General features: G+C 69.0%; 24 protein-coding genes. 13 read left to right on the top strand and 11 right to left on the bottom strand.

Annotated elements, in window-relative coordinates; genetic code table 11:
* The first annotated feature begins 50 nt into the window (after window positions 1–50).
* Genes AC3B6C_RS09865 through AC3B6C_RS09855 form a run of 3 tightly spaced genes read left to right on the top strand, consistent with a single transcriptional unit; the run spans window position 51 to window position 3204 of the window.
* Window positions 51–1643 (top strand): MFS transporter, encoded by a 1593-nt coding sequence (locus tag AC3B6C_RS09865; protein WP_488376245.1) that lies wholly within the window; start codon window positions 51–53, stop codon window positions 1641–1643.
* A 29-nt stretch (window positions 1644–1672) separates the two neighbouring features.
* Window positions 1673–2254, top strand: coding sequence for a nitroreductase family protein (locus AC3B6C_RS09860; protein WP_488375870.1), 582 nt, complete (start codon window positions 1673–1675; stop codon window positions 2252–2254).
* A gap of 59 nt (window positions 2255–2313) precedes the next feature.
* Entirely contained in the window at window positions 2314–3204 is an 891-nt protein-coding gene (locus AC3B6C_RS09855; RefSeq protein ID WP_488375869.1) for a glycoside hydrolase family 16 protein, read from the top strand.
* A 166-nt stretch (window positions 3205–3370) separates the two neighbouring features.
* Here the strand turns inward: AC3B6C_RS09855 and AC3B6C_RS09850 are convergent, their stop codons facing one another.
* Window positions 3371–4774 (bottom strand): MFS transporter, encoded by a 1404-nt coding sequence (locus tag AC3B6C_RS09850; protein WP_488375868.1) that lies wholly within the window; start codon window positions 4772–4774, stop codon window positions 3371–3373.
* Between the two features lie 360 nt (window positions 4775–5134).
* Between AC3B6C_RS09850 and leuA the strand changes: the two genes are divergently transcribed.
* The 6 genes from leuA (at window position 5135) to AC3B6C_RS09820 (ending at window position 11800) form a co-directional block, all read left to right on the top strand.
* The gene (gene leuA / locus AC3B6C_RS09845) at window positions 5135–6985 is read left to right on the top strand and encodes a 2-isopropylmalate synthase (protein WP_035718024.1); all 1851 of its coding nucleotides are present in this window, start codon (window positions 5135–5137) and stop codon (window positions 6983–6985) included.
* 105 nt (window positions 6986–7090) lie between these two features.
* Window positions 7091–8110 carry an LLM class flavin-dependent oxidoreductase gene (locus AC3B6C_RS09840; RefSeq protein WP_488375867.1) on the top strand — a complete coding sequence of 340 codons (1020 nt, stop codon included), beginning with the start codon at window positions 7091–7093 and terminating at the stop codon, window positions 8108–8110.
* Between the two features lie 146 nt (window positions 8111–8256).
* Window positions 8257–8577, top strand: coding sequence for a putative quinol monooxygenase (locus AC3B6C_RS09835; protein WP_010844094.1), 321 nt, complete (start codon window positions 8257–8259; stop codon window positions 8575–8577).
* A 169-nt stretch (window positions 8578–8746) separates the two neighbouring features.
* Entirely contained in the window at window positions 8747–9940 is a 1194-nt protein-coding gene (locus AC3B6C_RS09830; protein ID WP_488358540.1) for a thiolase family protein, read from the top strand.
* Entirely contained in the window at window positions 9933–10601 is a 669-nt protein-coding gene (locus AC3B6C_RS09825; RefSeq protein ID WP_055476272.1) for a TetR/AcrR family transcriptional regulator, read from the top strand. The genes AC3B6C_RS09830 and AC3B6C_RS09825 overlap by 8 nt, the downstream gene beginning before the upstream one ends.
* Window positions 10602–10648: 47 nt before the next feature.
* On the top strand, window positions 10649–11800 hold the full coding sequence (locus tag AC3B6C_RS09820; RefSeq protein ID WP_488375866.1) for an acyl-CoA dehydrogenase family protein: 1152 nt from the start codon (window positions 10649–10651) through the stop codon (window positions 11798–11800).
* Between the two features lie 82 nt (window positions 11801–11882).
* Here AC3B6C_RS09820 and AC3B6C_RS09815 read toward each other — a convergent pair whose 3' ends face one another.
* Complete coding sequence (locus AC3B6C_RS09815; RefSeq protein ID WP_014925105.1) at window positions 11883–12764, bottom strand: LysR family transcriptional regulator; 882 nt, start codon at window positions 12762–12764, stop codon at window positions 11883–11885.
* Between the two features lie 71 nt (window positions 12765–12835).
* Between AC3B6C_RS09815 and trxA the strand changes: the two genes are divergently transcribed.
* Both trxA and AC3B6C_RS09805 read left to right on the top strand, forming a co-directional pair.
* Window positions 12836–13198, top strand: a complete 363-nt coding sequence (trxA, locus tag AC3B6C_RS09810) for a thioredoxin (protein WP_010844089.1) — start codon at window positions 12836–12838, stop codon at window positions 13196–13198.
* An 83-nt stretch (window positions 13199–13281) separates the two neighbouring features.
* Window positions 13282–14277, top strand: coding sequence for an EamA family transporter (locus AC3B6C_RS09805; RefSeq protein ID WP_488375865.1), 996 nt, complete (start codon window positions 13282–13284; stop codon window positions 14275–14277).
* On the opposite strand, the gene AC3B6C_RS09800 is transcribed toward AC3B6C_RS09805, so the two are convergent.
* On the bottom strand, window positions 14266–15357 hold the full coding sequence (locus AC3B6C_RS09800) for an alpha/beta hydrolase (protein ID WP_014925103.1): 1092 nt from the start codon (window positions 15355–15357) through the stop codon (window positions 14266–14268). The genes AC3B6C_RS09805 and AC3B6C_RS09800 overlap by 12 nt on opposite strands.
* A 75-nt stretch (window positions 15358–15432) precedes the next feature.
* On the opposite strand from AC3B6C_RS09800, the gene AC3B6C_RS09795 reads away from it, so the two are divergent.
* Both AC3B6C_RS09795 and AC3B6C_RS09790 read left to right on the top strand, forming a co-directional pair.
* Window positions 15433–16734, top strand: coding sequence for a MurT ligase domain-containing protein (locus AC3B6C_RS09795; protein ID WP_488375864.1), 1302 nt, complete (start codon window positions 15433–15435; stop codon window positions 16732–16734).
* Complete coding sequence (locus AC3B6C_RS09790; RefSeq protein WP_010844085.1) at window positions 16731–17453, top strand: type 1 glutamine amidotransferase; 723 nt, start codon at window positions 16731–16733, stop codon at window positions 17451–17453. Before AC3B6C_RS09795 ends, AC3B6C_RS09790 begins: the two co-directional genes overlap by 4 nt.
* Before the next feature lie 120 nt (window positions 17454–17573).
* On the opposite strand, the gene AC3B6C_RS09785 is transcribed toward AC3B6C_RS09790, so the two are convergent.
* The 8 genes from AC3B6C_RS09785 to AC3B6C_RS09750 form a co-directional block, all read right to left on the bottom strand.
* Window positions 17574–18296: a uracil-DNA glycosylase gene (locus tag AC3B6C_RS09785; RefSeq protein WP_488358535.1), complete on the bottom strand. Its 723-nt coding sequence runs from the start codon at window positions 18294–18296 to the stop codon at window positions 17574–17576.
* 13 nt (window positions 18297–18309) lie between these two features.
* Window positions 18310–18852 (bottom strand): uridine kinase family protein, encoded by a 543-nt coding sequence (locus AC3B6C_RS09780; protein WP_010844083.1) that lies wholly within the window; start codon window positions 18850–18852, stop codon window positions 18310–18312.
* A 14-nt stretch (window positions 18853–18866) separates the two neighbouring features.
* Entirely contained in the window at window positions 18867–20498 is a 1632-nt protein-coding gene (locus tag AC3B6C_RS09775; RefSeq protein ID WP_488375863.1) for an alpha/beta fold hydrolase, read from the bottom strand.
* Between the two features lie 42 nt (window positions 20499–20540).
* Window positions 20541–21152 (bottom strand): recombination mediator RecR, encoded by a 612-nt coding sequence (gene recR / locus AC3B6C_RS09770; protein ID WP_010844081.1) that lies wholly within the window; start codon window positions 21150–21152, stop codon window positions 20541–20543.
* A 66-nt stretch (window positions 21153–21218) separates the two neighbouring features.
* The gene (locus tag AC3B6C_RS09765) at window positions 21219–21635 is read right to left on the bottom strand and encodes a YbaB/EbfC family nucleoid-associated protein (RefSeq protein ID WP_197282795.1); all 417 of its coding nucleotides are present in this window, start codon (window positions 21633–21635) and stop codon (window positions 21219–21221) included.
* Window positions 21613–21942 carry a hypothetical protein gene (locus AC3B6C_RS09760; RefSeq protein ID WP_010844079.1) on the bottom strand — a complete coding sequence of 110 codons (330 nt, stop codon included), beginning with the start codon at window positions 21940–21942 and terminating at the stop codon, window positions 21613–21615. The genes AC3B6C_RS09765 and AC3B6C_RS09760 overlap by 23 nt, the downstream gene beginning before the upstream one ends.
* 26 nt (window positions 21943–21968) lie before the next feature.
* The gene (locus tag AC3B6C_RS09755; protein ID WP_488375862.1) at window positions 21969–22934 is read right to left on the bottom strand and encodes a pseudouridine synthase; all 966 of its coding nucleotides are present in this window, start codon (window positions 22932–22934) and stop codon (window positions 21969–21971) included.
* 18 nt (window positions 22935–22952) lie between these two features.
* Entirely contained in the window at window positions 22953–23390 is a 438-nt protein-coding gene (locus AC3B6C_RS09750; protein WP_488375861.1) for an SRPBCC family protein, read from the bottom strand.
* Window positions 23391–23449 lie beyond the last annotated feature (59 nt).

Genomic DNA, 23449 nt, shown 5'->3' with positions numbered 1-23449 from the left:
GCGTACACCGTACGCGTAGGTAGCAGTCGTCTACCGCGAAGGAGGCAATGATGTCCGCCCAGCTCGACCCGTCGAACCGGCTACACCCGACCACCCCGGGTGCCGCCGACCGACGAACGTGGCTGGGACTGGCCGTGCTGACCCTCCCGGTGTTCCTGGTCTCGATGGACGTCTCGGTGCTGTACCTCGCGATCCCGTCGATCACCGACGCGCTCGCGCCGTCCGCGGCCCAGCAGTTGTGGATTCTCGACATCTACGGGTTCCTCATCGCCGGACTCCTCATCACGATGGGCAATGTCGGTGACCGCATCGGCCGTCGTCGCATCCTGCTCGCCGGCGCCGGCCTGTTCGGCGTCGCCTCGGTCATCGCCGCCTTCGCACCCACGGCCGGGATCCTGATCGCGGCGCGTGCCCTGATGGGCATCGGCGGGGCGACCCTGCTGCCGTCGAGCCTGTCGCTCATCGCCAACATGTTCTCCGACGCCCGTCAGCGCGGTCGCGCGATCGGCGTGTGGACCGCGGCGTTCGCCGGCGGCAGCGCGGTCGGCCCGGTCATCGGAGGCGTTCTGCTGCACCACTTCTGGTGGGGCGTCGTCTTCCTCATCAACGTGCCGGTACTCGTCCTGCTGTTCGTCTTCGGGCCGCGCCTGATCCCCGAGTACCGGGCCGCGACCAACGATCCCTTCGACGTCGTCGGCGTCGTGCTCTCGATGGCCGGAATCCTCCCGCTCGTCTACGCGATCAAGACGGTGGCGAGCGACGGTGCCACGACAGCCGTGGTCCTCGCCGGGGTGGTGGGCGCCGCGCTGCTCATCACGTTCCTGCTCCACCAGCGGCGAGTCGCGTCACCGCTGCTCGATCTCACCTTGTTCCGGAACGCGCAGTTCAGCAGCGCGGTCGCCGTCGCACTCATCGGGATGATGGCACTCGGCGGCATGTCGTACCTGACCGGCGTGTACCTCCAGTCGGTCATGGGCCACGACGTCCTGGCCGCGGCGATCGCCGGCCTCCCGATGGCCGTCGCGGTGGCGGTGTTCTCCATCGGCGCGACCAAGGTCGCCTCGTTCCTGGGCACCCGGCTGGCCTTCGTCGGTTCCGTCGGCCTCGCCGCCGCCGGCAACCTCGGCATGCTGACCCTCGGCACCTCGTCGCCGGTCTGGGTGTACGTGCTGTGCACGACGATCGCGGGCGTCGGCTACGGCATCCAGTTCAGCCTCGTGTCGGTCGTGGTCGTCGGCTCGGTGCCACCGGAACGGTCGGGTGCCGCGTCCGGCATCTCGGAGACGAGCTTCGAGCTCGGTACCGCGATGGGGCTGGCCCTGCTCGGATCGCTGGCCACCCTCGTCTTCCGGGACGGCGACCAGGGCTGGGCGTTCGGCGACACCCTCGGCGAGACGCTGCACCGCTCGACCGACATGGGCCCCGCCGGTGAGGGTCTTGCCGCCGCCGCGAAACAGTCGTTCGTCGACGGTATGCACGCCGCGTCGCTCGCGAGCGGTCTCGCACTCCTCGTCCTGGGTGCCATCCTGCTCGTCGTGATGCGTGACGAGCCCACCGATCCGCAGGCCGAGGTCGCCGACGTCCGGCTCCCCGACTCCGAGCTCCCCGACTCCGAGCTCTCGACGTCGGCACGCGCCGAGTAGGACCACGCGACACCGCTACCCTCGGGCGGATGCACGAACTGATCTCGGGGCGCTGGAGTGCCCGCGGCTACGACCCGTCGGCGACCGTCTCCGTCGAGGACATCACCACGATCGTCGACGCCGGACGCTGGGCGCCCACCTGGGGCCGGGTACAACCGGTGCGATTCATCGTGGGCCTGCGCGACGACCCGACCTTCGCAGCCCTCTGCGGCGTCCTGACCCGGGGAAACTCGGGGTGGGCGCCGCGCTCGGCGGCGCTCGTCCTGGTCTGCACCACCGATGATCCCGACGACGCGAAGGCCGACACCTACGGGGCGGTCGACTGCGGGCTCGCGGTGGCGCAGATGATCCTGCAGGCCGAGGCCCTCGGATTCAACGCGCACCCGATGGCCGGTTTCGACCCCGTGGCCGCCCGCGACAGCTTCGGCATCCCGGCGGACAAGCGGCCGCTGGTGTTGCTCGGCATCGGCGTACTCGCCGCCGACCCGACGTCGCTTCCCGAGGAGATCCGTGCCCGCGACGAGAAGCCCCGGTCACGGCTGCCGCTCGGCGAGGTGGCCTTCGCCGGCCACTGGGGACGTGCAGCGTTTTCCGAACCCCCGAAGGCTTGACCGGGGAATGTGACGAACGAGGCATATGAGGCAGAAGTTACTTGTGGTACTTCTTCTCCATGACTGTCTCACCTCCACGACGAGGATTCTTCCGTCGGCTGGGATCGCACGTCGCTCCCGTCGCCGCCGTCACGGCGCTGTCGGCCGCGGCAGCACTGTCCCTGCCGGCCACCGCCCACGCCGACGAGCCGTTCAGCCTCGAGTTCAACGGCGCGGCCGGCACGTTGCCGTCGGCACTGCAACACGAGACCGGCGCAGGCGGCTGGGGCAACAACGAGGTGCAGAACTACACCGCCGACCGTCTCAACTCGCGCCTGGACGGCAACGGCAACCTGCTCATCGAGGCTCGCCGCGCCTCGACGGGCGGCTGGACATCGGCCCGGCTGACCACCAAGGACAGCTTCGAATTCACCTACGGGACGATCTCCGCGCGCATCTCCCTGCCGCAAGGCCGCGGGCTGCACCCGGCGTTCTGGTTGCTGGGGAGCGACATCGACTCCGTCGGTTATCCGGCGGCCGGTGAAGTCGACATCGCGGAGACGATCAACACCTCCGACTGGGTGCACGTGGGCGTACACGGGCCGACGGCCCTCGGAACCGCCACCGGGTCCCTCGACATCTCGCTGACCGATCTCCTCCCCGGACTCCCGCTGCCGGGCCCCCTCGCCGGCCGCTGGGAGCGGGGCCACGATCTCACCGGCGTTGACCCCGGCGACTTCCACGAGTACGCGGTGACCAAGACGTCGTCGCAGATCCGCTTCACCATCGACGGCAACGCCGTCTACACGATCAACCGGTCCTCGCTCACCGGCGATGAACGATGGGTCTTCGACAAGCCGATGTACGCACTGCTCAACGTCGCCGTCGGTGGCCTCTGGCCCGGCCCGCCGTCGTCGACGACCCCGAGCCCGGCGACGATGACCGTCGACTGGTTGCGTTACACCCCGTGAGCCGTCGGCTCGTCTGATCCGAAGGGACCGCAGACCCACCGCTCCCTGAGGAGCGCCCGGAGCTTGCGGAGGGCGCGTCACGAAGGGTCCGGCCGCTGCCTCATCACGACTCCGCCCCGAGCCATCCGGCTCGGGGCGGAGTTGTGTGGGGTTGTGGAACAGTCGGTTACGCCACCAACACCTGCTCGTCATCGGTAGCCGACGCGCGCATCGTCTTGTCCTTGGTCTCGACGATCATGATCGTGCACACCACGCTGAGTGCCGACAGACCGGCGAGCAGGACACCGACCCAGATCGCACCGGGACCGGCGATCAGCGGGGCGGCGATCAGCGGCGGGATCGCCCCGCCGAGGATGCCGGCCAGGTTGTAGCCCATCCCCGCACCGGTGTAGCGGTACCGCGCCTCGAACAGCTCGGGCAGGAGCGCACCGGCGGGTCCGTAGGCGATGCCGAAGATGAGCAGCGTGCCGAGGAGCCCGATGACGAACGCGAGACCGCCGCCGATCTCGAGGATCGGGAACAGCACCAGCGACCACGGGATCGCGACGGCGCACGAGGTGAGGATGACGCGTCGACGACCGACCCGGTCCGACCACACCGCCGACGCCGCGGTCGACAGTCCGAACACCACGGCCGCACCCATGCCCGCGGTCAGCACGAAGGTCCGGGACAGCTCCAGCGACTTCGTGCCGTAGTTCGTGAGGAACGCCGTGCCCATGTAGAACAGCGAGAACAGGCTCGCCAGCGCGCCGCCGGCGATGAGGATCTCGCGCCACTGGTGGCGGAAGGCATCGAGGAACGGCAGGGCGGGGCCGTCGGCCGCGGCGTCGCCGGTCGCCTTGCGCTGCTGAGCCTCCCGGAACACCGGGGTCTCCGCGACCGCGAGTCGGACCCACAGCCCGACCGCGACCAGCGCGAAGGACAGGATGAACGGGATACGCCAGCCGTAATCGAGGAAGGCCGAACTGGTCTCGCCGAGGGTCAGGCTCGCGATGAGGAACGTGAGGCTCGACAGGAAGAAGGCGAAGGCGGGGCCGAGTTGCGGGAACATCGCGTAGAGCCCACGCTTGCCGGCCGGGGCGTACTCGGCGGTGAGGAGTGTCGCGCCCGCCCACTCGCCGCCGACGGCAAAGCCCTGCAGGAACCGCAGGAACACCAGCGCGATCGGCGCGGCGATGCCGATACCGGACTCGGCGAAGCCGAAGACGCCGGTCTCGTACCCGGGCAGGAGCCCGATCGCGACCGTCGCCAGCCCCATGATCAACAGGGTCCAGACCAGGGTGCGCTTGCGGCCGATCCGGTCGCCGAAATGCCCGAAGAGCATCGCGCCGACCGGCCGTGCGAAGAAGGCCACGGCGAAGGTCGCGAAGGAGGCGATCGTCCCGGTGACCTCGTCGGCGGATGGGAAGAACACCGTCGGGAAGACCAGGGCGGCGGCGGTGCCGTAGATGAAGAAGTCGTAGAACTCGATGGTCGTACCGATGGAACTCGCGGCGGCCACTCGTCGAAGGCTCGTACGCTTGCCCTCCGGCGGATCGGTCACCGGGGGCTCGGCGGGGATGGTCGTCACTGGCGTTCGTCCCTTTCTGCTGACGGCCGCGTCGGGGTGGGCGGCACGTATCCCGGACGGCGAGACCTCCGGGTCGCCCCTGTCGGCCGCCTGGATGAATTGGGTCACTCCGGCTGCCGACTGAGAGGCATGTCATAGTCTGGGACGTGGTCGGACGAGGCGGCACCCTCCGAAGAGGGGGAGCCGTTTTCCGTCTTCACCTGCAGCTTTGGCCGCTTCGTCGCCGGGGAGTACAGTCAAGCGCATGCAGCGCGCACTCCTCCTCGGTTGCCGCGGCGGGGTCTGAACCGACCGGCCCTCCGTCGCGGGGCCCGATCACGCGCCGGTCACTTTCCTTCCACACACGGAGAATGACCACCGATGGCACCAGCAGACACCTTCACATCCGGCGCGAGCCGAATCGTCGAGCCCGCGGGCCCGATTCCCGCCGGACAGCCCGTATGGAACCCGCAGCGCAGTTCGGCGATGCCGGTTCACCGTTACCGCCAGTTCGCCGACGAGGTCGAGACGATCTCGGTTCCCGACCGCACCTGGCCCGACAAGGTGATCACCACCGCCCCGATGTGGTGCGCGGTCGACCTGCGAGACGGTAACCAGGCACTGATCGACCCGATGAGCCCGGCTCGCAAGCGCCGCATGTTCGACCTCCTGGTCCGGATGGGCTACAAGGAGATCGAGGTCGGCTTCCCGTCGGCCAGTCAGACCGACTACGACTTCGTCCGCGAGATCATCGAGGACGGCGCCATCCCCGACGACGTGACGATCCAGGTGCTGACCCAGTGCCGCGACGAGCTGATCGAGCGCACCTTCGACGCCTGCCGCGGCGCGGCCAACGTCATCGTGCACTTCTACAACTCGACATCGGTCCTGCAGCGTCGGGTCGTGTTCCGCGCGGACAAGGCGGCCATCACCAAGATCGCCACCGACGCCGCGCACAAGGTCCTCGAGGTCCAGCAGAACTACCCCGACACCAACTGGCGCTACGAGTACTCCCCGGAGTCCTACACGGGCACCGAGCTGAGCTTCGCCAAGGAGGTGTGCGACGCGGTCACCGAGATCATCGCTCCCACGCCCGAACGGCCGATGATCCTCAACCTGCCGGCCACCGTCGAGATGGCCACCCCGAACGTCTACGCCGACTCGATCGAGTGGATGCACCGCAACCTGGCCCGCCGCGATTCGGTCATCCTGAGCCTGCATCCCCACAACGACCGCGGAACCGCCGTCGCGGCAGCCGAACTCGGCTATCAGGCGGGCGCCGACCGGATCGAGGGATGCCTGTTCGGCAACGGCGAGCGCACCGGCAACGTCTGTCTGGTGACCCTGGGCATGAACATGTTCAGCCGCGGCGTCGACCCCCAGATCAGCTTCTCCGACATCGACGAGATCCGGCGCACGGTCGAGTACTGCAACCAGCTCAACGTGCCCGAGCGTCACCCCTACGGCGGCGACCTGGTCTACACGGCATTCTCGGGCAGCCATCAGGACGCCATCAACAAGGGCCTCGACCAGATGAAGGTCGACGCGGACAACGCCGATGCCGACGTCGACGACATCACTTGGGCCGTACCGTATCTGCCGATCGATCCCAAGGACGTGGGCCGCAGCTACGAAGCGGTCATCCGGGTGAACAGCCAGTCCGGCAAGGGCGGCGTGGCCTACATCATGAAGGCCGACCACGGCATGAACCTGCCGCGTCGTCTGCAGATCGAGTTCAGTCGCGAGATCCAGAAGATCACCGACGGCGAGGGCGGCGAGGTCAATCCGAAGGAGATGTGGGATGTCTTCGCGGAGAACTACCTCCATCCGATCTGGCCGCTGGAGCGGATTCGCCAGAAGGTCGACGCCGCCGAGGTCGACGGCGGCGACGACCACATCACCGCGGTGGTGAAGGTCGAGGGCACCGAGCGTGAGATCTCCGGTTCGGGCAACGGTCCGCTGGCGGCGTTCGTCGACGCGTTGAGCAACGTGGGTTACGAGGTCCGGGTCCTCGACTACAGCGAGCACGCACTGACCGCGGGCGGCGATGCCAGCGCCGCGGCGTACGTGGAGACCGAGGTCAACGGCGAGACCGTGTGGGGCGTCGGTGTCGCGTCGTCGATCACCACCGCCAGCCTGCGCGCGGTCGTGTCGGCGGTCAACCGCGCATACCGGGTCACCTCGACACCGGTTGCCGAGGACGAGACCGCCCCCGGCACCTGGGCTCCCTGAGCTCACACTCCCGCCACGCCGTTTCCTTCCCGCTGATCGGATCTCATCGGCGGGAAGGAAACAGCGCCGCCGGAACAAAACGGACCCGAGTATCATTTACCGATCATGAAGAACATCGGTTTCCTGTCGTTCGGCCACTGGTCGGACGCCCACGGGTCCCAGGTGCGGTCCGGCGCTGACACCCTGCTCCAGTCGATCGACCTGGCGGTCGCCGCCGAAGAGCTCGGCGCCGACGGCGCGTACTTCCGCGTCCACCACTTCGCACGGCAACTCGCCTCGCCGTTCCCGCTGCTGGCAGCAGTGGGAGCCAAGACCAGCCGGATCGAGATCGGCACCGGGGTCATCGACATGCGCTACGAGAACCCGCTGTACATGGCCGAGGACGCCGGGTCCGCCGATCTGATCTCGGAGGGCAGGCTCCAGCTCGGCATCAGCCGGGGATCGCCCGAGCAGGTCATCGACGGCTACAAGTACTTCGGGTACGTCCCGCCGGAGGGTTCGACCGACGCCGACATGGCGCGCCAGCACACCGAGGTGTTCCTGCGGGTCATCGGGGGCGGCGGTTTCGCCACCCCGAATCCGCGACCGATGTTCCCCAATCCCCCGGGCCTGCTGCCCATCGAGCCGCAGTCACCCGGTCTCCGGGATCGCATCTGGTGGGGCGCCGGTAGTCGGGCGACCGCCGAGTGGACGGCACAGCAGGGCATGAACCTGATGAGCTCGACGCTCCTGACCGAAGACACCGGGGTGCCCTTCCATCAGTTGCAGGCCGAACAGATCCAGCGGTTCCGCAAGGCCTGGGCCGACGCCGGACATCCGCGGGAGCCGCGGGTATCGGTGAGCCGCAGCATCTTCGCCATCGTCGACGACCGGGACCGCGCCTACTTCGGACGCGGTGGCTCCGAATCCGATCAGGTCGGCGTCATCGACAACACCGTCGCCCGATTCGGACGGAGCTACGCCGACGAGCCGGACAAGCTCATCGAGCAGCTGCGCGAGGACGAGGCGATCGCCGCGGCCGACACCCTCCTGCTGACCGTGCCGAATCAGCTCGGCGTGGACTACAACGCGCACGTCCTCGAGTCGATCCTGACTCACGTCGCGCCGGCACTCGGCTGGCGCTGAGTCGGCGGCTCTGTATTCGGCCTGACGAAACCGCCACATCGGGCGACTCGCTGACCTAGCGTCACCGGAGTGCCCGATTCCGCCGTCCGCCACCGACGTACGGTCGAAGTGCACACCCCGTTGCCACCCGAAATGGAGTCACCCGAATGTCCGAAGTCATCGTCGTCGCCACCATCTCCCCCAAGCCCGGCGAGGAGCAAGCCGTCCGCGATGCCGTCCTCAAGGCCATCCCCCAGGTGCACGACGAGCCCGGATGCGGGAAGTACGCGCTGCACGAGGCCACCGGCGACTCGACCGATCTGGTGATGATCGAGCGCTGGGAATCCACGGAGGCCCTGGCGACCCACGGCTCCGCACCAGCGCTCACCGAGCTCGGCAAGGCGATCGGCGGCCTGCTGGCCGGACCCCTCGACGTCCGTACGTTCACCGCCGTTCCCGCAGGTCAGGACGACAAAGGCGCGATCTGACACACGATGGCGACGCCCTCACCCGGACCCCGGGTGGGGGCGTCGTGCATTTTCGCCCGTCCGTCCTGTTGATTCCGCAGCCGATCGCGTGCTACACCGGGTATAACGATCGTTAGATAAGTGACGCGAGCCATGCACACGCCGCGTCGCGCACCCGAGAGGAAACCCCATGCCCGAAGCCGTCATCGTCGACGTCGTCCGTCTCGCGTCCGGAAAGGGCAAGCCCGGCGGCGCGCTGTCGGAGACCAAGCCCGTCGAGTTGCTCGCGCATGTGCTGCGCTCACTGGTCGAGCGTAACGACATCGACCCGGCCCTCGTCGACGACGTGATCGGCGGCTGCGTCGGCCAGGCCGGCGAGCAGGCGCTGAACATCTCGCGGACCGCCCTGCTGTCCGCGGGCTTCCCCGAATCGGTGCCCGCCACCACCGTCGACCGCCAGTGCGGATCGAGCCAGCAGGCCGCCCACTTCGCCGCGCAGGGCATCATCGCCGGCGCCTACGACGTGGTCATCGCCGCCGGCGTCGAATCGATGAGCCGCGTCCCGATGGGCTTCACCACCGCCGGACGCAGCCCCTACGGTCCGAGCATCGCCGAGCGTTACCCGGACGGTCTTGTCGGACAGGGTATCTCGGCCGAGCTCGTCGCCGCGAAGTGGAAGTTCGACCGCGAGGCGCTCGACGCCTTCGCCGCCCGGTCCCACCAGCGCGCTGCCGCAGCGGCCGCCGAGGGCTTCTTCGACCGCGAGATCCTGCCCATCGACGTCGCCGACGCCGACGGCAAGACGTTCACCCACAACACCGACGAGACCGTGCGTGCCACCACCACCCCGGAGGGCCTGTCCGGGCTGAAGTCCTCGTTCTACAGCGAGGACTTCGCGAACCGCTTCCCCGAGATCAACTGGCACATCACCCCCGGCAACTCGTCGCCGCTGACCGACGGCGCATCGGGCGCCCTCATCATGAGCGACGTCATGGCGTCGAAGCTCGGACTGACCCCGCGCGCACGGTTCCACTCGTTCTCGGTCGCCGGTGACGACCCGATCTTCATGCTGACCGCACCGATCCCGGCCACGCACAAGATCCTCGCGCGTTCGGGCCTGTCCATCGACGACATCGACGCCTACGAGGTCAACGAGGCCTTCGCCTCCGTGCCGATGGCCTGGGCCCACGAGTTCGGCGCCGATCCGGCCAAGCTGAACCCACGCGGCGGCGCGATCGCTCTCGGCCACGCGCTCGGGTCGTCGGGTACCCGCCTGCTGGGCACCCTCGTCAACCATCTCGAGGCGACCGGCGGTCGCTACGGCCTCCAGACCATGTGCGAGGGCGCGGGCATGGCCAACGCCACCATCATCGAACGTGTCTGAGCCGGCCCGGACGGCTCCCACCAGGAAGCTGACGATCGAGACCGAGGGCCTGGACTGGCGGCGGCGCGAACCGGTGCCGCTGCCGACCACCCTCGTCGCGGCGAAGCACGCCTTCTACGAGCGGGGCTATCACGGCACCTCGATCCGTGACATCGCCTCGCGGGCCGGGGTGTCGCTGCCGACGCTGTACTACCACCACGACAACAAGCTCGGCATCCTCGTCGAGTTGCTCGAAGCGGCGATGACCTCGGTGCTCGCCTGGGTCGGCGCGGCGATCGAGGAGGGCAGGACTCCGAGCGAGCAGTTGTCCAATGCCATCGAATCGATCGTCCTGCACATGACCAGCGACGTCGAGCTGGCCAGTGTGGCAAGCGAGTTCCGTCATCTCGATTCCGACGACCCACGACGCGAGACCTACGTCGCGATGCGGACCGAGACCGAGGACCTGCTCGCCGACGTCATCGCCCGCGGCGTCGAATCGGGCGAGTTCTCGTTCGAGGAGGACGTGAAAGACGTCCTGCGCTACCTCTTCGGCGCGTGCCAGGCGGTCACCACCTGGTATCGCCCCTCGGGTGCCCGGACACCTGCCGAGGTCGCGGCGTCGTATGCCCTGATCTCGCTGCGCGTCGTGGGCGCGCACGGGCACACCGACGACGACTGATCATCGACCGACATCGAGTACAGACTCACTCACGAAAGGGAGAAGCCATGAAACGCACCATCTTCGAAGACGAGCACGAGGCCCTGCGGGAGACCGCACGCCAGTTCCTGCAGCGCGAGTGCGCTCCGTACACCGAGGAGTGGACGCGGGCCGGTCAGGTCGATCGCATCGCGTTCAAGAAGGCTGGCGACGCAGGCCTTCTCGGCTTCAACATCCCCGAGGAGTACGGCGGCGGCGGCGCGATGGACGACTTCCGGTTCAACGCCGTGGTGGTCGAGGAGTTCGCGAAGTTCGATGGCGCGGCGCCCGGCCTCAGCCTCCAGAACGACGTCGTCGCACCGTACTTCGTGCACCTCGCCAACGACGAGCAGAAGAAGCGCTGGATGCCCGGGATCGCCACCGGGGAGACGATTCTCGCGGTCGCGATGACCGAGCCGGGTGCCGGCTCCGACCTCGCGGGCATCAAGGCCTCGGCGAAGCTGGAGGGCGATCATTATGTCCTCAACGGCAACAAGACGTTCATCTCGTCGGGCATCAACTCCGACCTCGTCGTCGTGGTGTGCCGGACCAATCCGGATCCCGAGGCCGGCCACAAGGCGTTCTCCCTGCTGGTCGTCGAGCGCGGCATGGAGGGCTTCGAGCGTGGTCGCAAGCTCGACAAGATGGGCCTCAAGGCGCAGGACACCGCCGAGTTGCACTTCAACGACGTGCGCGTACCCGTCGAGAACCTGCTCGGACAGGAGGGCATGGGCTTCTACCACCTCATGCAGAACCTGCCGTCGGAGCGGCTGTCGATCGGCATCGGCGCCATCGCCGGCGCACGCGCGATCTTCGACGAGACGCTGCAGTACGCCAAGGACCGCAAGGCCTTCGGTCGTCCCATCGGCACCTTCCAGGCGAATCGCTTCACCCTCGCCGAGATGGCGACCGAACTCGACATCGCCGAGGTGTACATCGATCGCTGCCTGCAGGGCGTCCTCGACGGCGAACTGAACGCCGTCGACGCCTCCAAGAACAAGTGGTGGTGTACCGAGCTCGCCAAGCGGGTCATCGACAGCTGCCTGCAGCTGCACGGCGGCTACGGCTACATGAACGAGTACCGGGTTGCCCGGGCCTACACCGACTCTCGTATCCAGACGATCTTCGGCGGCACCACCGAGATCATGAAGGACATCGTCGGCAAGAGCCTGGGCGTCTGAGTTCTCCGACGACGTTCTCCGACAACCGCCGACAGCCCGGGGCACACGCCCCGGGCTGTCGGCGGATGCGGGCCGGCGACCGTCAGCCCTGGTCCACTCCCACGGCGCGCAGGTGGTCGACGACCTGCTGCACGGCCCCACGCGAACGCGGCCGGGCGAGTGCCTCGTACACCCGGGCGGCGCGAACCCCCTTGAGCACCAACCGTTTCACGTCGGGGTGGCGTACCGCGAAGCGCGGCATCAGCGCGATGCCGTGCCCGTGGGCCACGAGCGCCTCGATCGTGGTGAAGTCCAGCATCCGCTGGGTCACCCGCGGCGCCACTCCGGTCGCCGCCGAGATCGACAGCAGCACATCGTCGACCGGGAACCCGCCTTCGACACTGATCCAGTCGTGGTCGGCGAGTTCGGTGACGGCGACCTGGTCTCGCAGGGCCAGCTCGTTGTCGGCGGCGACGATCACGTCGACCGGTTCGCGCATCAACTCGGTGACCCGGACCCGGGGCTCGTCGATCGCCGGGGTGCGTTCGTCACGGTGCGTGACCACGATGTCGTGATCCGCGAGAGCCGGTGCGGCATCGTGATATCCGACGTCGAGATGCACCGCGTGCACGTCGATGCCCGACGCCGCGGCCCGCTCCAGGACCGACGGCAGCAGCAGGGTCGCACCGGACGGGAACATCGCCAGCCGGACACGCGCCTTGCCGGACCGGTACGACGCCATCTCCTCCTGCGCCCGATCCACCGCCGCGATCACATCGTCGGCGCGCAGCACGAGTGCACGCCCGGCCTCGGTCAGGCGGATACGCCTGCCGTCGGGTTCGAACAGCGCGACCCCCGCCTCCTCGGCCAGCACCTTGAGTTGCTGCGACACCGCCGACGGGGTCATGTGCATCGCCTCGGCCACCGCGCCGATCGATTCGCGGTCGGCGAACTCGCGCAGCAGCCGTAGACGCCGGACCTCCATGGGACAACGGTACTCATCCCGACCTCGAGCCTGTCCGGAATGTCTGGGACCCCGCCACCGTTGTGGAGTGCATGGCATCGCAAGAAATCACCCTGGAAACCTTCGAGGACACCATCGCCTCGGACGGCATCGTCCTGCTCGACTTCTGGGCTGGCTGGTGCGGTCCGTGCCGGCAGTTCGCGCCCGTCTTCGAGAAGGCGTCCGAAGCGCATTCCGACATCGTGTTCGGCAAGATCGACACCGAGGCCGAGCAGCAGCTGTCCGGCAGCCTGGGCATCCGGTCCATCCCGACCCTCATGGCGTTCCGCGACGGCATCCTGGTCTTCAACCAGCCCGGCGCACTTCCCGCGGCCCAACTCGAGGAACTGATCGGCGCCGTCGAAGGTCTCGACATGGACGACGTACGCGCGAAGGTCGCCGCCGCGCAGGAGTGACGCGGCGAACATTCAGTAAAACTGAATAATCCGTCCGTCTAAATTCGATTGTTCTTCAATTCTCCACGACCGACGATGGGGCCATGTCCACTCGTGATCGCCTCCTCGCGTTGTTCGTCGTCGTCCTCTGGGGACTGAACTTCATCGCGATCCGTCTCGGACTGGACCACTTCCCGCCGTTCTTCCTCGCCGCGTTGCGTTTCGCGGTGCTCGCGATACCGGTGATGCTCTTCGTCAGGTTCCCGAAGGTGCGTCTCAGGTGGTTCCTGCTGTACGTGGCCGGCTTCGGCAGCATGCAGTTCATCCTGCTGTTCCTGGCGATGGATCTGGGTATGCCCACCGGCCTCGCGTCCCTGGTCCTGCAGACGTCGGCGCCGTTCACCGTCGTGCTCGGCGTGCTGTTCCTACGGGAACGGATGACCCTCGGTCAGGTCCTCGGACTCGCGATCGCGGTCGCCGGCATGGCGGTGATCGCGCTGGACCGGGTCCGCGGGAGCGACCTCGGTGCGGCCGCGCTGCTCCCGATCGGTCTCACCGTCCTCGGTGGTCTGAGCTGGGCCGCCGGCAACATCGGCGGCAGACTCGCCCGTCCCGACGATTCTCTTCGGATGACGTTGTGGATGGCCGTCGTCGCCACACCGCCGCTGTACGTGGTCAGTCTCATCGTCGAGGGTCCGGCCGCCGGGTTCGCGGCGCTCTCCACACTCGGTACCGACAGCGGCCTCCGGGCCCTCGGTGGTCTGGTCTACCTCGCGATCTTCGGGACAGTCATCGGCGCGGGACTGTGGACCACGCTGCTCGGGCGCAACGACGCCAGCCGGGTGTCGCCGATGTCGCTGCTCGTGCCGGTGGTCGGGATCACCGCGGCCTATCTCGTCCTCGGCGAGGTCCCGACCGTCGGAGAGATCGTCGGCGCGATCATCGTCGTCGCCGGATGCGCCGCCGGGGTGATGGCGCGGCCGCGGGGTCCCCGACATTCGGCGGCCGACGCCCAATCGACGACGGTCTCACCCGATTCCGAGCCGGGCGACGTGTCTGAACTCAGCGGCGGGAAGACCCCGGTGCGTTCAGGCCGGTGACGTCGTCCCCGGCGGCGGCGTCGCGGCCAGCGCATCGCGCACCACCGCGCACAGGCGATCGACAGCGGCGCGGGCCCCTGGACTGATGAGGGTCATGTTGACGAACCCGTGGATCATCGCGCCCTCGCGCCGGACCGTGACCGGAACGCCGGCCTCCTCGAGCCTGCGCGCGTACGCGAGGCCCTCATCGCGCAGCGGGTCGAAGCCGGCGACCATGACATGAGCAGGCGGGAGACCGGAGAGATCGTCGGCGAGCAGCGGCGAGCACCGCGGATCGCTCCGCTGCGCCACGTCGGGCAGGTAGCGGTCGGTGAACCAGGCGATGCCGTCGGCGGTGAGGAAGTACCCGGACGCGAACTCTCGCCGGGAGGGGGTGTCGGCGGACTGGTCGGTCACCGGATAGATGAGCAGCTGGAAGACAGGGGTCACGGAGTCGTCTCGGACCTCCCGGGCGACGACGGTCGCGAGGTTCCCGCCCGCGCTGTCCCCGGCGACGACGATCCGGTGGGGATCGAGACCCCACCGCGGCGCGACCTCGACGGCGAAGCGCCAGGCCGCCAGCGCGTCCTCGACAGCCGCCGGAAACGGCGCCTCCGGGGCGAGGCGGTACTCGACGGACAGGACGTCGAGTCCGGTGCCGTGCGCGAGGCGACGGACGAACGCGTCGTGGCTGATCCGGCTGCCGGTGACGAAGCCGCCGCCGTGGTAGTAGACGAGCAGCCCCTCCGACTCGGTCGAGGAGCGGTACCGGGTGGCCGGGATCGGGCCGGCGGGCCCGTCGATCACGAGGTCCTCCTCCACTGCCATCGGCGGCAACACCTCTGCCATGGAGGCGCCGCTCTCGTCGGTCTGCGCCCGCGACTGCGCCACCTCGCCCTGGAAGGGATTCAGGCCCGGCACGTGGTCGTTCGCCCAGCCGATCGCCGCGAGTTCGGGGGCAACCCGCTCGCCGTCGGAGTTGACCGGTGCCCGACGCCCCAGAACGGCCAGCGCGCCCGCTGGGATTCGCGCGGCGGCGAGCAACACTCCGCGTTGCACTCGAGCGGGCAGGGACAGACGCAGTTGGGTGTCGCGGCTCACAGGCGCAGAGCCTACGCGGCACCGGCGGATGGCACGACCACTCCCGCCGGATCGGCCTGTGACACACTCGTGCGCATGCCCGACCGACTCTCTTCCGCCGGTTCCGCAACCCGCACGAACACCCGCGTTCCCGCCCGCACCGCCGTCGCCCTGGGCGCTGCCGCGGCCGCCCGGTGGGCGTCACGAACCGCGGGACGAGGCAAGGGGTCGATGATCGGCGGTCTGGTGGCCGCGAAGATCGACCCCCAGATCATGGGCCGGCTCGCGGCGGGCAAGCGCACCGCGATCGTCACCGGAACCAACGGCAAGTCCACGACCACCCGGATGACCGCGGCCGCGATGGCCGAACTCGGTGAGGTCGCGACGCAGGCCGACGGCGCCAACATGGACGCCGGGATCATCGCCACCCTCACCCTCAGCCGGACGGCGCCGTTCTGCGCGCTCGAGGTCGACGAACTCCATGTCCCGCACGTCAGCGACGCCGTCGACCCCGAGGTCCTCGTGTTGCTGAACCTCTCTCGGGATCAGCTCGACCGGGTCGGCGAGATCAACATGATCGAACGCCGGCTCCGCGAGGGCATCGCGCGGCACCCCGAGACCACGGTCGTCGCCAACTGCGACGACGTCCTGGTGACCTCCGCCGCCTTCGACGCCCCCGACGTGGTCTGGGTCGCGGCCGGCGCGAGTTGGGTCGGCGACTCCGTCAGCTGTCCGCGGACCGGCGAGCCCATCGTCCGTTCCGCGGACGGGTGGCGTTCGACCGGTGACGACAACTTCCGCCGTCCCGCGCCCGACTGGTGGTTCGACGACGAGAACATCTACGGCCCAGACGATTTCAGCGCCCCCCTGGAGCTCGCGGTGCCAGGCAGGGCAAACCGCGGCAACGCGACCCAGGCGGTGGCCGCGGCCGTCGCGATGGGTGCCGACCCGCGCAACGCGGTGGCGGCCGTCGGCACGGTCGGCGAGGTCGCCGGCCGCTACGGCATCCACCAGGTCGGCAATCACTCGGTCCGAACACTTCTCGCGAAAAACCCGGCCGGATGGCAAGAGGCGATGTCCATGATCGACCAGGACGCCGACGGGCTGGTCATCGCGGTCAACGGTCAGGTTCCCGACGGCGAGGACCTGTCCTGGTTGTGGGACGTACGTTTCGAGGCCTTCGAGACCATGCAGGTCGTCGCGGCCGGCGAGCGCGCCGCCGACCTGTCCGTGCGGCTGCTCTACGCCGGCGCCGAGCACACCACCGTCCCCGACCCCATGGCCGCCATCGCGTCCTGCCCGCCGGGACGCGTGGAGGTCCTGGCCAACTACACGGCGTTCCGCGACCTCGGCACCGCCCTGGAACGCGCGGCACGATCGCGAAAGGCTGAGCAGTGAGCGAATCGACTCTGCGGATCGGCCTCGTCCTGCCCGACGTGATGGGCACCTACGGGGACGGCGGGAACGCCCTCGTCCTGAAACGTCGTGCACTGATGCGCGGCATCGACGCCGAGGTCGTCCACATCACGCTCGACGACCCCGTCCCCGACTCGCTCGACGTCTACACCCTCGGCGGCGCCGAGGATTACGCGCAGCGACTCGCCACCCGGCATCTCACGCGCTATCCCGGCCTGCAGCAGGCGGCGGCCGCTGGACGTCCGGTGCTGGCCATCTGCGCCGCCATCCAGGTGCTCGGCCACTGGTACGAGACGTCGGCGGGTGAACGCGTCGACGGCATCTCCCTCTTCGACCTCACCACGGCCCCCCAGGCGACGCGGAGCATCGGCGAGCTGCTCGTCGACCCGGCCCTCCCGGGACTGTCACAACCCCTCACCGGCTTCGAGAACCACCGCGGGGGAACGACTCTCGGCTCCGACGCCGCGCCGCTGGGGCGGGTGCGGCACGGCGTCGGCAACGGAGTCGGCGACGGCACCGAGGGTGTCGTGCAGGGAAGCGTTCTCGGCACCTACATGCACGGTCCGGCCCTGGCCCGCAATCCCGAACTCGCCGACCACCTCCTGGCCACCGCGCTGGGCGTGGAATCCCTTGCTCCGCTGGATCTTCCCGAGGTCGACCGGCTCCGTCGGGAGCGCCTCGCCGCCGGTCGCCGGCGGTAGTCCCTCCGCTCCCTGAAATGCGAGGAGCAACGGCCGCCTCCGCTCCCTGAAATGCGAGGAGCAACGGCCGCCTCCGCTCCCTGAGGTGCGAGGAGCGCTAGCGACGAGCCTCGAAGGGCCTCACCCACTCTCGATCCCCGCCGACCCCGCCGCCGCCGTGAGCACGTCCACGACCATGTCCACCGTGAGCCGCCCGGTGAAGGTGTTCTGCTGACTCACGTGGTAGCACCCGAACACCTCGAGTTCGGCACCGTCGCGGACGAGCGTCGTGGAGACGCCGTGCCCGAACTTCGGCAGTGGCCTGGGCACCGTCCAGCCGAGCTTCGCGAACGTGCGAAGCGTTGACTGCCAACCGAATCCACCGAGTGTGACCACCGCGCGGACCGTCGGTGCGAGGAGTTCCAGTTCGGCGTGCAGCCAGTACGAACAGGTGTCGCGTTCGGCGACCGTCGGTTTGTTCTGGGGCGGCGCACAGTGCACCGGCGCGGTGATCCGCGTGTCGAAGAGCTCCAGGCCGTCACCGATGGCCACCGAATGAGGTTGACTCGCAAGGCCGGCGAGATACAGCGCGGAGAACAGGACATCGCCGCTGCGGTCACCGGTGAACATGCGTCCGGTGCGGTTGCCGCCATGCGCCGCGGGCGCGAGCCCGACGATCAGCAGTCGCGCGTCGGGCGGGCCTATGCCGGCCACCGGCCGACCCCAGTACTCCTCGTCGGCGTACGCGCGACGCTTCTCGCGGGCGACGAGTTCGCGCCATTCGACGAGGCGCGGGCATGCGCGACACTCGATCAGCTGCGCGTCGAGCTCCGCCAGATCGCGGAAGCGTCGTCGGGTGGCCATACCTCGACACTAATCAGTCGAGGACCACACACCGTTCCCGCGTGCGATCCACGCCGAACCAGCCGCGCTCGAACTCCTGCCACGCCTCCAGATGTGCCCGCGCGTCCTCACCGTCGCGGGCGACCGTCCGTTCGAGCCGTTCGCCGGGGGTTCCGCCGTCGAGCCAGAGCGCGTGGGAGAGGCGGTCGGCGATGCGTCGTCGTGCCGAGGACACCCCTTCGATGATGAGCAGCGGCTGCCACTCGATCCACACGCGGGGCCCGGGTGTCGGGATGCCGTCCTGCCAGACGCGTGGCCGGTACCGGTAGTCGCGGCGTCGTGTGAAGGGATGCAGCACATCTGCTTCCAGCTCCGGCCACCACGCGACGGGGTCGTCCCACGTCGCGAAGTCGTCGGTGCGGACCAGGGTCACACCGACTCCCCGGGCCCGCAGGTCCGCGACCAGGAGGTCGGCGACCGTCGACTTCCCCGCGCCGGACGGTCCGTCGACGGCGACGATCCCCGTGTCGAGTCGATCGGCCAGTTCGGTGATTCGGGCGCGGGTCTGCGGGTTCACCCCATCAGGATGGGTCACCGACCGGCCACACCAGACGCCAACGCCGGCGGCAACTGTGTCAGCGGGGCCGTGATCGGTGCCTCGGCGACGCGCTGCACGCTGGTCCGGCCGGTGCGGAGGTACTCGACGATCGCGTCGTCGAGAGGTTTGTTGCCCCGGCCGAGCTGCGCGTGATCGCCGCCGCCGACCGTGATGAGGTGACTGCGCATGAGTGACCGCATCGTCAGAGCACCGCGGTAGGGGGTCTGCGGGTCGCCGACGCTCTGGATCTGCAACGGGGTCACCGCCAGTCCGCGATTGCGGATCTCGACCGGACGGGCCAGGGCCGGTGCACCTGCGCAGGCGAGTCCGGACTCGTAGGCGAGACCGGGCGCCTCGAACGGATCCCCGGTGACATAGTTCGCGATGAACGCCTGGAAACCGAGCGACGGCTGCGCGGGCACCCGATTCTCGTTGCACAGGATCGTGGCCTGCATGTCCTGTGAGACCTGCGCGGCTTCGAGTACGGCGGGCGCGGGCTTGGGCAGCGCCAGGCGGGGCTTCGCGGTCATCAACGCGACCGTGGGCCAGGAGTTCCGGTCGGGGGCGAAGGCGCGGGTCAGTGCCAGCAACGGCGAAGTCAGTTGCAGTGAGCCGGGAGTGAGCAGGGTGGCGACGAAGTTCTCGAACCTCGCCCGTGCGTCGGCGGTGAGGTCGGTGCCTGCGATGTACAGATCGGCGAACGCCCGCAGCCCCGGGGGCACGTCCCCCACCTGGGCGGGCGGCGCCAGGAGCGAGGGCGGCACGCCCGCCTCCGCGCTGACCCGGTCGCTCCACTTCCGGTACACCGCGAGCGGCGTCTTCCCGAGATGGTAGATCCGGTCATGGCGCGCGATCCACGCCATCATCGCGTGAACTCGGGCCTTGTATCCGGGTGTCTGAGCGGAGAGGAGGCTGTTCCACACCAGCCCGGGGTCGAAGCCGGAATCGAGGACCATGCGGTCGACCCGGTGCGGGAACAGCGTCGCGTAGGTCGACATCAACAGGGTGCCGTAGGAGATGCCGTAGAGACTGACCTTCGATTCGCCGAGAAGGCCGCGGACGACTTCCATGTCGCGGGCGGTGTTCTCGGTGGTGAGCGTCGCGCCCAGGCCCGGTGTGCGGGCCTCGCAGCGATCGCGGTTCACCTTGCCGAGCGCCGTCATCAGTTCGGGTTCGTCGCCGGTGATCGGTTCGCAGCGCAGCGGGGTGCCCGACACCAGACCGCGCGGTTGCACAGCCACCAGGTCCCATTCGTCGAGCATCGCCGCGGGCGGGGGCACCTGGCTGAACATCGCGATGCCGTCGCCACCCGGCCCTCCCGGGTTGCCCATCACGACACCGCGCCGGCGGGACTGGTCTCGCGCCTGGATACGGCTGACGCCGATCTCGATCGTTTCTCCATCCGGCTTGCGGTGGTCGAGCGGGACCTCGACCGTCGCGCACCGGACCGTCGCGGGGACGCCGTGGACCGCGGGACAGGCCCCCCACTCGAGTGCGGGCGCCGCAGACGCCGCCGGCGTCGACGCGACGTGACCCGCGGTCACCGTCCCGGCCACGACCACCGCCGTCAGGCCCGCTGCCACACCCCGAATCCGACGACGCCACCGACTACGCGAGTTCACCACCTGACAGTAGCCGTCCGGTTTGCCGGGTCCGACGGCCGGACCTCACGCCAGGATGCGACGACCCGACAATGCACGGCCGAGGGTGAGTTCGTCGGCGAACTCGAGGTCGCCGCCCATCGGCAGTCCCGACGCGAGCCGGGTGACCGACAGACCCGGGAAGTCCCTGAGCATGCGCTGGAGGTAGGTCGCGGTCGCTTCGCCCTCGGTGTTCGGATCGGTGGCGACGATCACCTCGGAGACGTCGACCCCGTCCTCCTGGTTGGCCAGCCGGCGCAGCAGTTCGCGGATGCGCAACTGGTCGGGTCCGATTCCCGACAACGGGTCGAGCGCACCCCCGAGCACGTGATACCGCCCGGTGAACTCCTTGGTCCGTTCGATCGCGTGCACGTCCTTCGGCTCCTCGACGACGCAGATCTTGCTGGCGTCGCGACGCGAATCCGAACAGATCCGGCAGAGGCGGTTCGCCGACACGTTCCCGCACTCGGCACAGAACACGACATCGTCGCGGACCCGGCCGAGCGCGGCGATGAGGCGATCGATGTCGGACTTCTCCCCGGCCAGCAGGTGGAAGGCGATCCGCTGCGCGCCCTTCGGACCGAGCCCCGGCTGTTTGGCCAGTTGGTCGATCAGGTCCTGGATCGGTCCCTCATACATGGTGATCTGCGTCCACGGTGTCCGGGGTTTCTACTAGTCGGTCGGCGTCGTGCGAGTGCGCTGTGCTCAGCCGCCGAGTCCGGGGAGGCCACCGCCGAGACCACCGGCGAGCGGGCCCATCTTCTCGCTGGCCAGCTGCTCCCGTTTCTCCGACAGGTCGGCGAGCGCCCCGAGCAGCAGGTCCTGCAGGGTTTCCACGTCGTCGGGATCGACGACCTTCGGATCGATCGTCACCGCGGTCACCTCGCCCGTGCCGTTGCCGGTCACGGTGACGAGTCCGTTGCCCGCGCTGCCGACCACCTCCGTCGCCGCGATCTCGTTCTGCGCGGACAGGAGCTTCTCCTGCATCTGCTGCGCCTGAGCAAGCAGTCCGGCCATCGGGTTCTCCCCGCCCTGACCGCCGCCGAACAACGCGCTGGGATCGAATGGTTGCGTCACCCGGCCCAGGGTAGTCGCCGCGTCAGCGCAGCAACCGATCGACATGCGCGGCGATGTCGTCGACGGTCGACTCGTCGGCGGCCGCGACCTCGAAGGACAGGACATCGTCGCCGAACAGCCGACCCGCTCGCGCCGTCAGCGCGAACTCGAACCGGTCGTCGACGCGGCGCCACTGCGTGATCGCACCGTAGACCGGCGCACTCGCCCCCGTCGTGACGCAGTACTCGTCGGCGCGCGGTCCCCCGACGAGGTCGCGCTGGATCTGGAAACACGCCAGCGACTCGTCGTCGATGAAGACCACGGCCTCGCAACCCAGGTCGGGATGCCGCTCGTAGGACGCTCGGATGGTCATGCGGCCAGGGTAGATCGCGGGGCTCCCTACCCCGCCGACACCGTCCGCATGCTCTCGAACCTTCGGTGCTCACCGGTCAGCGGGTCGGTGAACTCCAGGACCCGTGCCAGAAGCCGCAACGGCCGCGAGAAATCCCCGTGATCGGGGCGCGCCGCGAGATCCGGACGCACGTCGGGGTACAGCGGGTCGTCGACGATGGGTACTCCGAGCGACGCCATGTGCAGCCGGAGCTGATGCGTGCGGCCGGTGTGCGGCACCAGACGGTAGACGCCGTGGTGGCCTGCTCCGTCGACGAGCGTGATGTCACTGATGGCGTTGACGGGCCCGTCGACGACGAGAGCACGCAGGTCGCCCGCGGTCTTCTCGATCCGGTCCCGGACGGTCACGCTCGTGGCGAGCGCCTCGTCGGCCGGTGCGAGCGCGAGGTATTCCTTGCGAGCGGTCCGGGCTGCGAACAGGTGCTGATAGGCCGCCCGCACTTCGGGCCGGAGGGTGAACAGCAGCACTCCGGCGGTGAGCCGGTCCAGCCGGTGGGCCGGCGACACGGTGTCGGAGCCCAGCTCCCGGCGCAGCCGGACGAGCGCGGTCTCGGTCACGTGCCGACCCCGGGGCATCGTGGCGAGGAAGTGCGGTTTGTCCACGACGACGATGTTCTCGTCGCGGTAGAGCACCGGCAGGTCGAACGGAACCGGCACCTCGTCGTCGAGGTCACGGTAGAGGTACAGCGAGATGTTGGGCCGCGACGGCGAATCGAGATCCGCGGGGCGGCCGTCGGCGTCGACGATCTCACCGGCGGCGGACCGTCGACGCAGGTCCTCGGTGGTCAGTCCGGCCAGACTGGGCGCTGCCAGCAGCGCCTGGCCCACCGTCACCTCCGGCCCCGACCGCAGGACCACGCGCGTTGCGTCGACTCCGTCGCGGATGGGCAAGGGCGACTGTCGCGCCCGGCCACGGCGGCGTCGGGCCAGATCCGGGCGCCCCGCATCGTTCATCGGTCCGGCCGGGACGCGTCAGCTCTCGAGGCGTTTCTTCAGGTTGCCGAGCACCTCGGCCTGAATTCGATTGAGACCCTTCGGCGCAAACGTCTTTTCGAAGAACCCGCCGATGCCCCCGGCACCCTGCCACATGGTGGTGGTCGTGACGCGCGAACCGCTTCCCGACGCCGCGACGGTGTACGTGGTCACCATCGTCGAGTTGGCGTCGCGCTCGGTGACGGTGTCCGGGGTGACACTGACGGTTGCCTGCACGTCGCGTTGCCGCTTCGACGTGGCCTGCAGAATCCAGTGCACGACGGTGCCGTCACCGTTGCCGCCGCTGATCACCCGGTAGTCGCGGTACTGCTCCGGGAGAATGGCCGGGCGCACCTCGTTGTAGTCGGCGAGAGCTCCGACCACGGCGTCCGGGGCGGCGGCGATGTCGAGCGACTGCGATGCGGAAACCTGACCCACGATTGGACACTCCTCAGTACGAAACGATTGGCGGGCGAACTGATCAAGTCCTAGGCTAA

This window comes from Gordonia sp. 11cp, assembly GCF_057767225.1.
Note: the sequence above shows the minus strand (reverse complement) of the source record. Positions and strands in the feature narration are given on the sequence as shown.

What these genes read in the sequence shown, in the direction of transcription:
- AC3B6C_RS09865 (WP_488376245.1), top strand. Translation starts at nt 51, where the DNA reads ATGTCCGCCCAGCTCGACCCGTCGAACCGGCTACACCCGACCACCCCG.
- AC3B6C_RS09860 (WP_488375870.1), top strand. Translation starts at nt 1,673, where the DNA reads ATGCACGAACTGATCTCGGGGCGCTGGAGTGCCCGCGGCTACGACCCG.
- AC3B6C_RS09855 (WP_488375869.1), top strand. Translation starts at nt 2,314, where the DNA reads ATGACTGTCTCACCTCCACGACGAGGATTCTTCCGTCGGCTGGGATCG.
- leuA (WP_035718024.1), top strand. Translation starts at nt 5,135, where the DNA reads ATGGCACCAGCAGACACCTTCACATCCGGCGCGAGCCGAATCGTCGAG.
- AC3B6C_RS09840 (WP_488375867.1), top strand. Translation starts at nt 7,091, where the DNA reads ATGAAGAACATCGGTTTCCTGTCGTTCGGCCACTGGTCGGACGCCCAC.
- AC3B6C_RS09835 (WP_010844094.1), top strand. Translation starts at nt 8,257, where the DNA reads ATGTCCGAAGTCATCGTCGTCGCCACCATCTCCCCCAAGCCCGGCGAG.
- AC3B6C_RS09830 (WP_488358540.1), top strand. Translation starts at nt 8,747, where the DNA reads ATGCCCGAAGCCGTCATCGTCGACGTCGTCCGTCTCGCGTCCGGAAAG.
- AC3B6C_RS09820 (WP_488375866.1), top strand. Translation starts at nt 10,649, where the DNA reads ATGAAACGCACCATCTTCGAAGACGAGCACGAGGCCCTGCGGGAGACC.
- AC3B6C_RS09815 (WP_014925105.1), bottom strand. Translation starts at nt 12,764, where the DNA reads ATGGAGGTCCGGCGTCTACGGCTGCTGCGCGAGTTCGCCGACCGCGAA.
- trxA (WP_010844089.1), top strand. Translation starts at nt 12,836, where the DNA reads ATGGCATCGCAAGAAATCACCCTGGAAACCTTCGAGGACACCATCGCC.
- AC3B6C_RS09805 (WP_488375865.1), top strand. Translation starts at nt 13,282, where the DNA reads ATGTCCACTCGTGATCGCCTCCTCGCGTTGTTCGTCGTCGTCCTCTGG.
- AC3B6C_RS09795 (WP_488375864.1), top strand. Translation starts at nt 15,433, where the DNA reads ATGCCCGACCGACTCTCTTCCGCCGGTTCCGCAACCCGCACGAACACC.
- AC3B6C_RS09785 (WP_488358535.1), bottom strand. Translation starts at nt 18,296, where the DNA reads ATGGCCACCCGACGACGCTTCCGCGATCTGGCGGAGCTCGACGCGCAG.
- recR (WP_010844081.1), bottom strand. Translation starts at nt 21,152, where the DNA reads ATGTATGAGGGACCGATCCAGGACCTGATCGACCAACTGGCCAAACAG.
- AC3B6C_RS09765 (WP_197282795.1), bottom strand. Translation starts at nt 21,635, where the DNA reads ATGTCGATCGGTTGCTGCGCTGACGCGGCGACTACCCTGGGCCGGGTG.
- AC3B6C_RS09760 (WP_010844079.1), bottom strand. Translation starts at nt 21,942, where the DNA reads ATGACCATCCGAGCGTCCTACGAGCGGCATCCCGACCTGGGTTGCGAG.
- AC3B6C_RS09755 (WP_488375862.1), bottom strand. Translation starts at nt 22,934, where the DNA reads ATGAACGATGCGGGGCGCCCGGATCTGGCCCGACGCCGCCGTGGCCGG.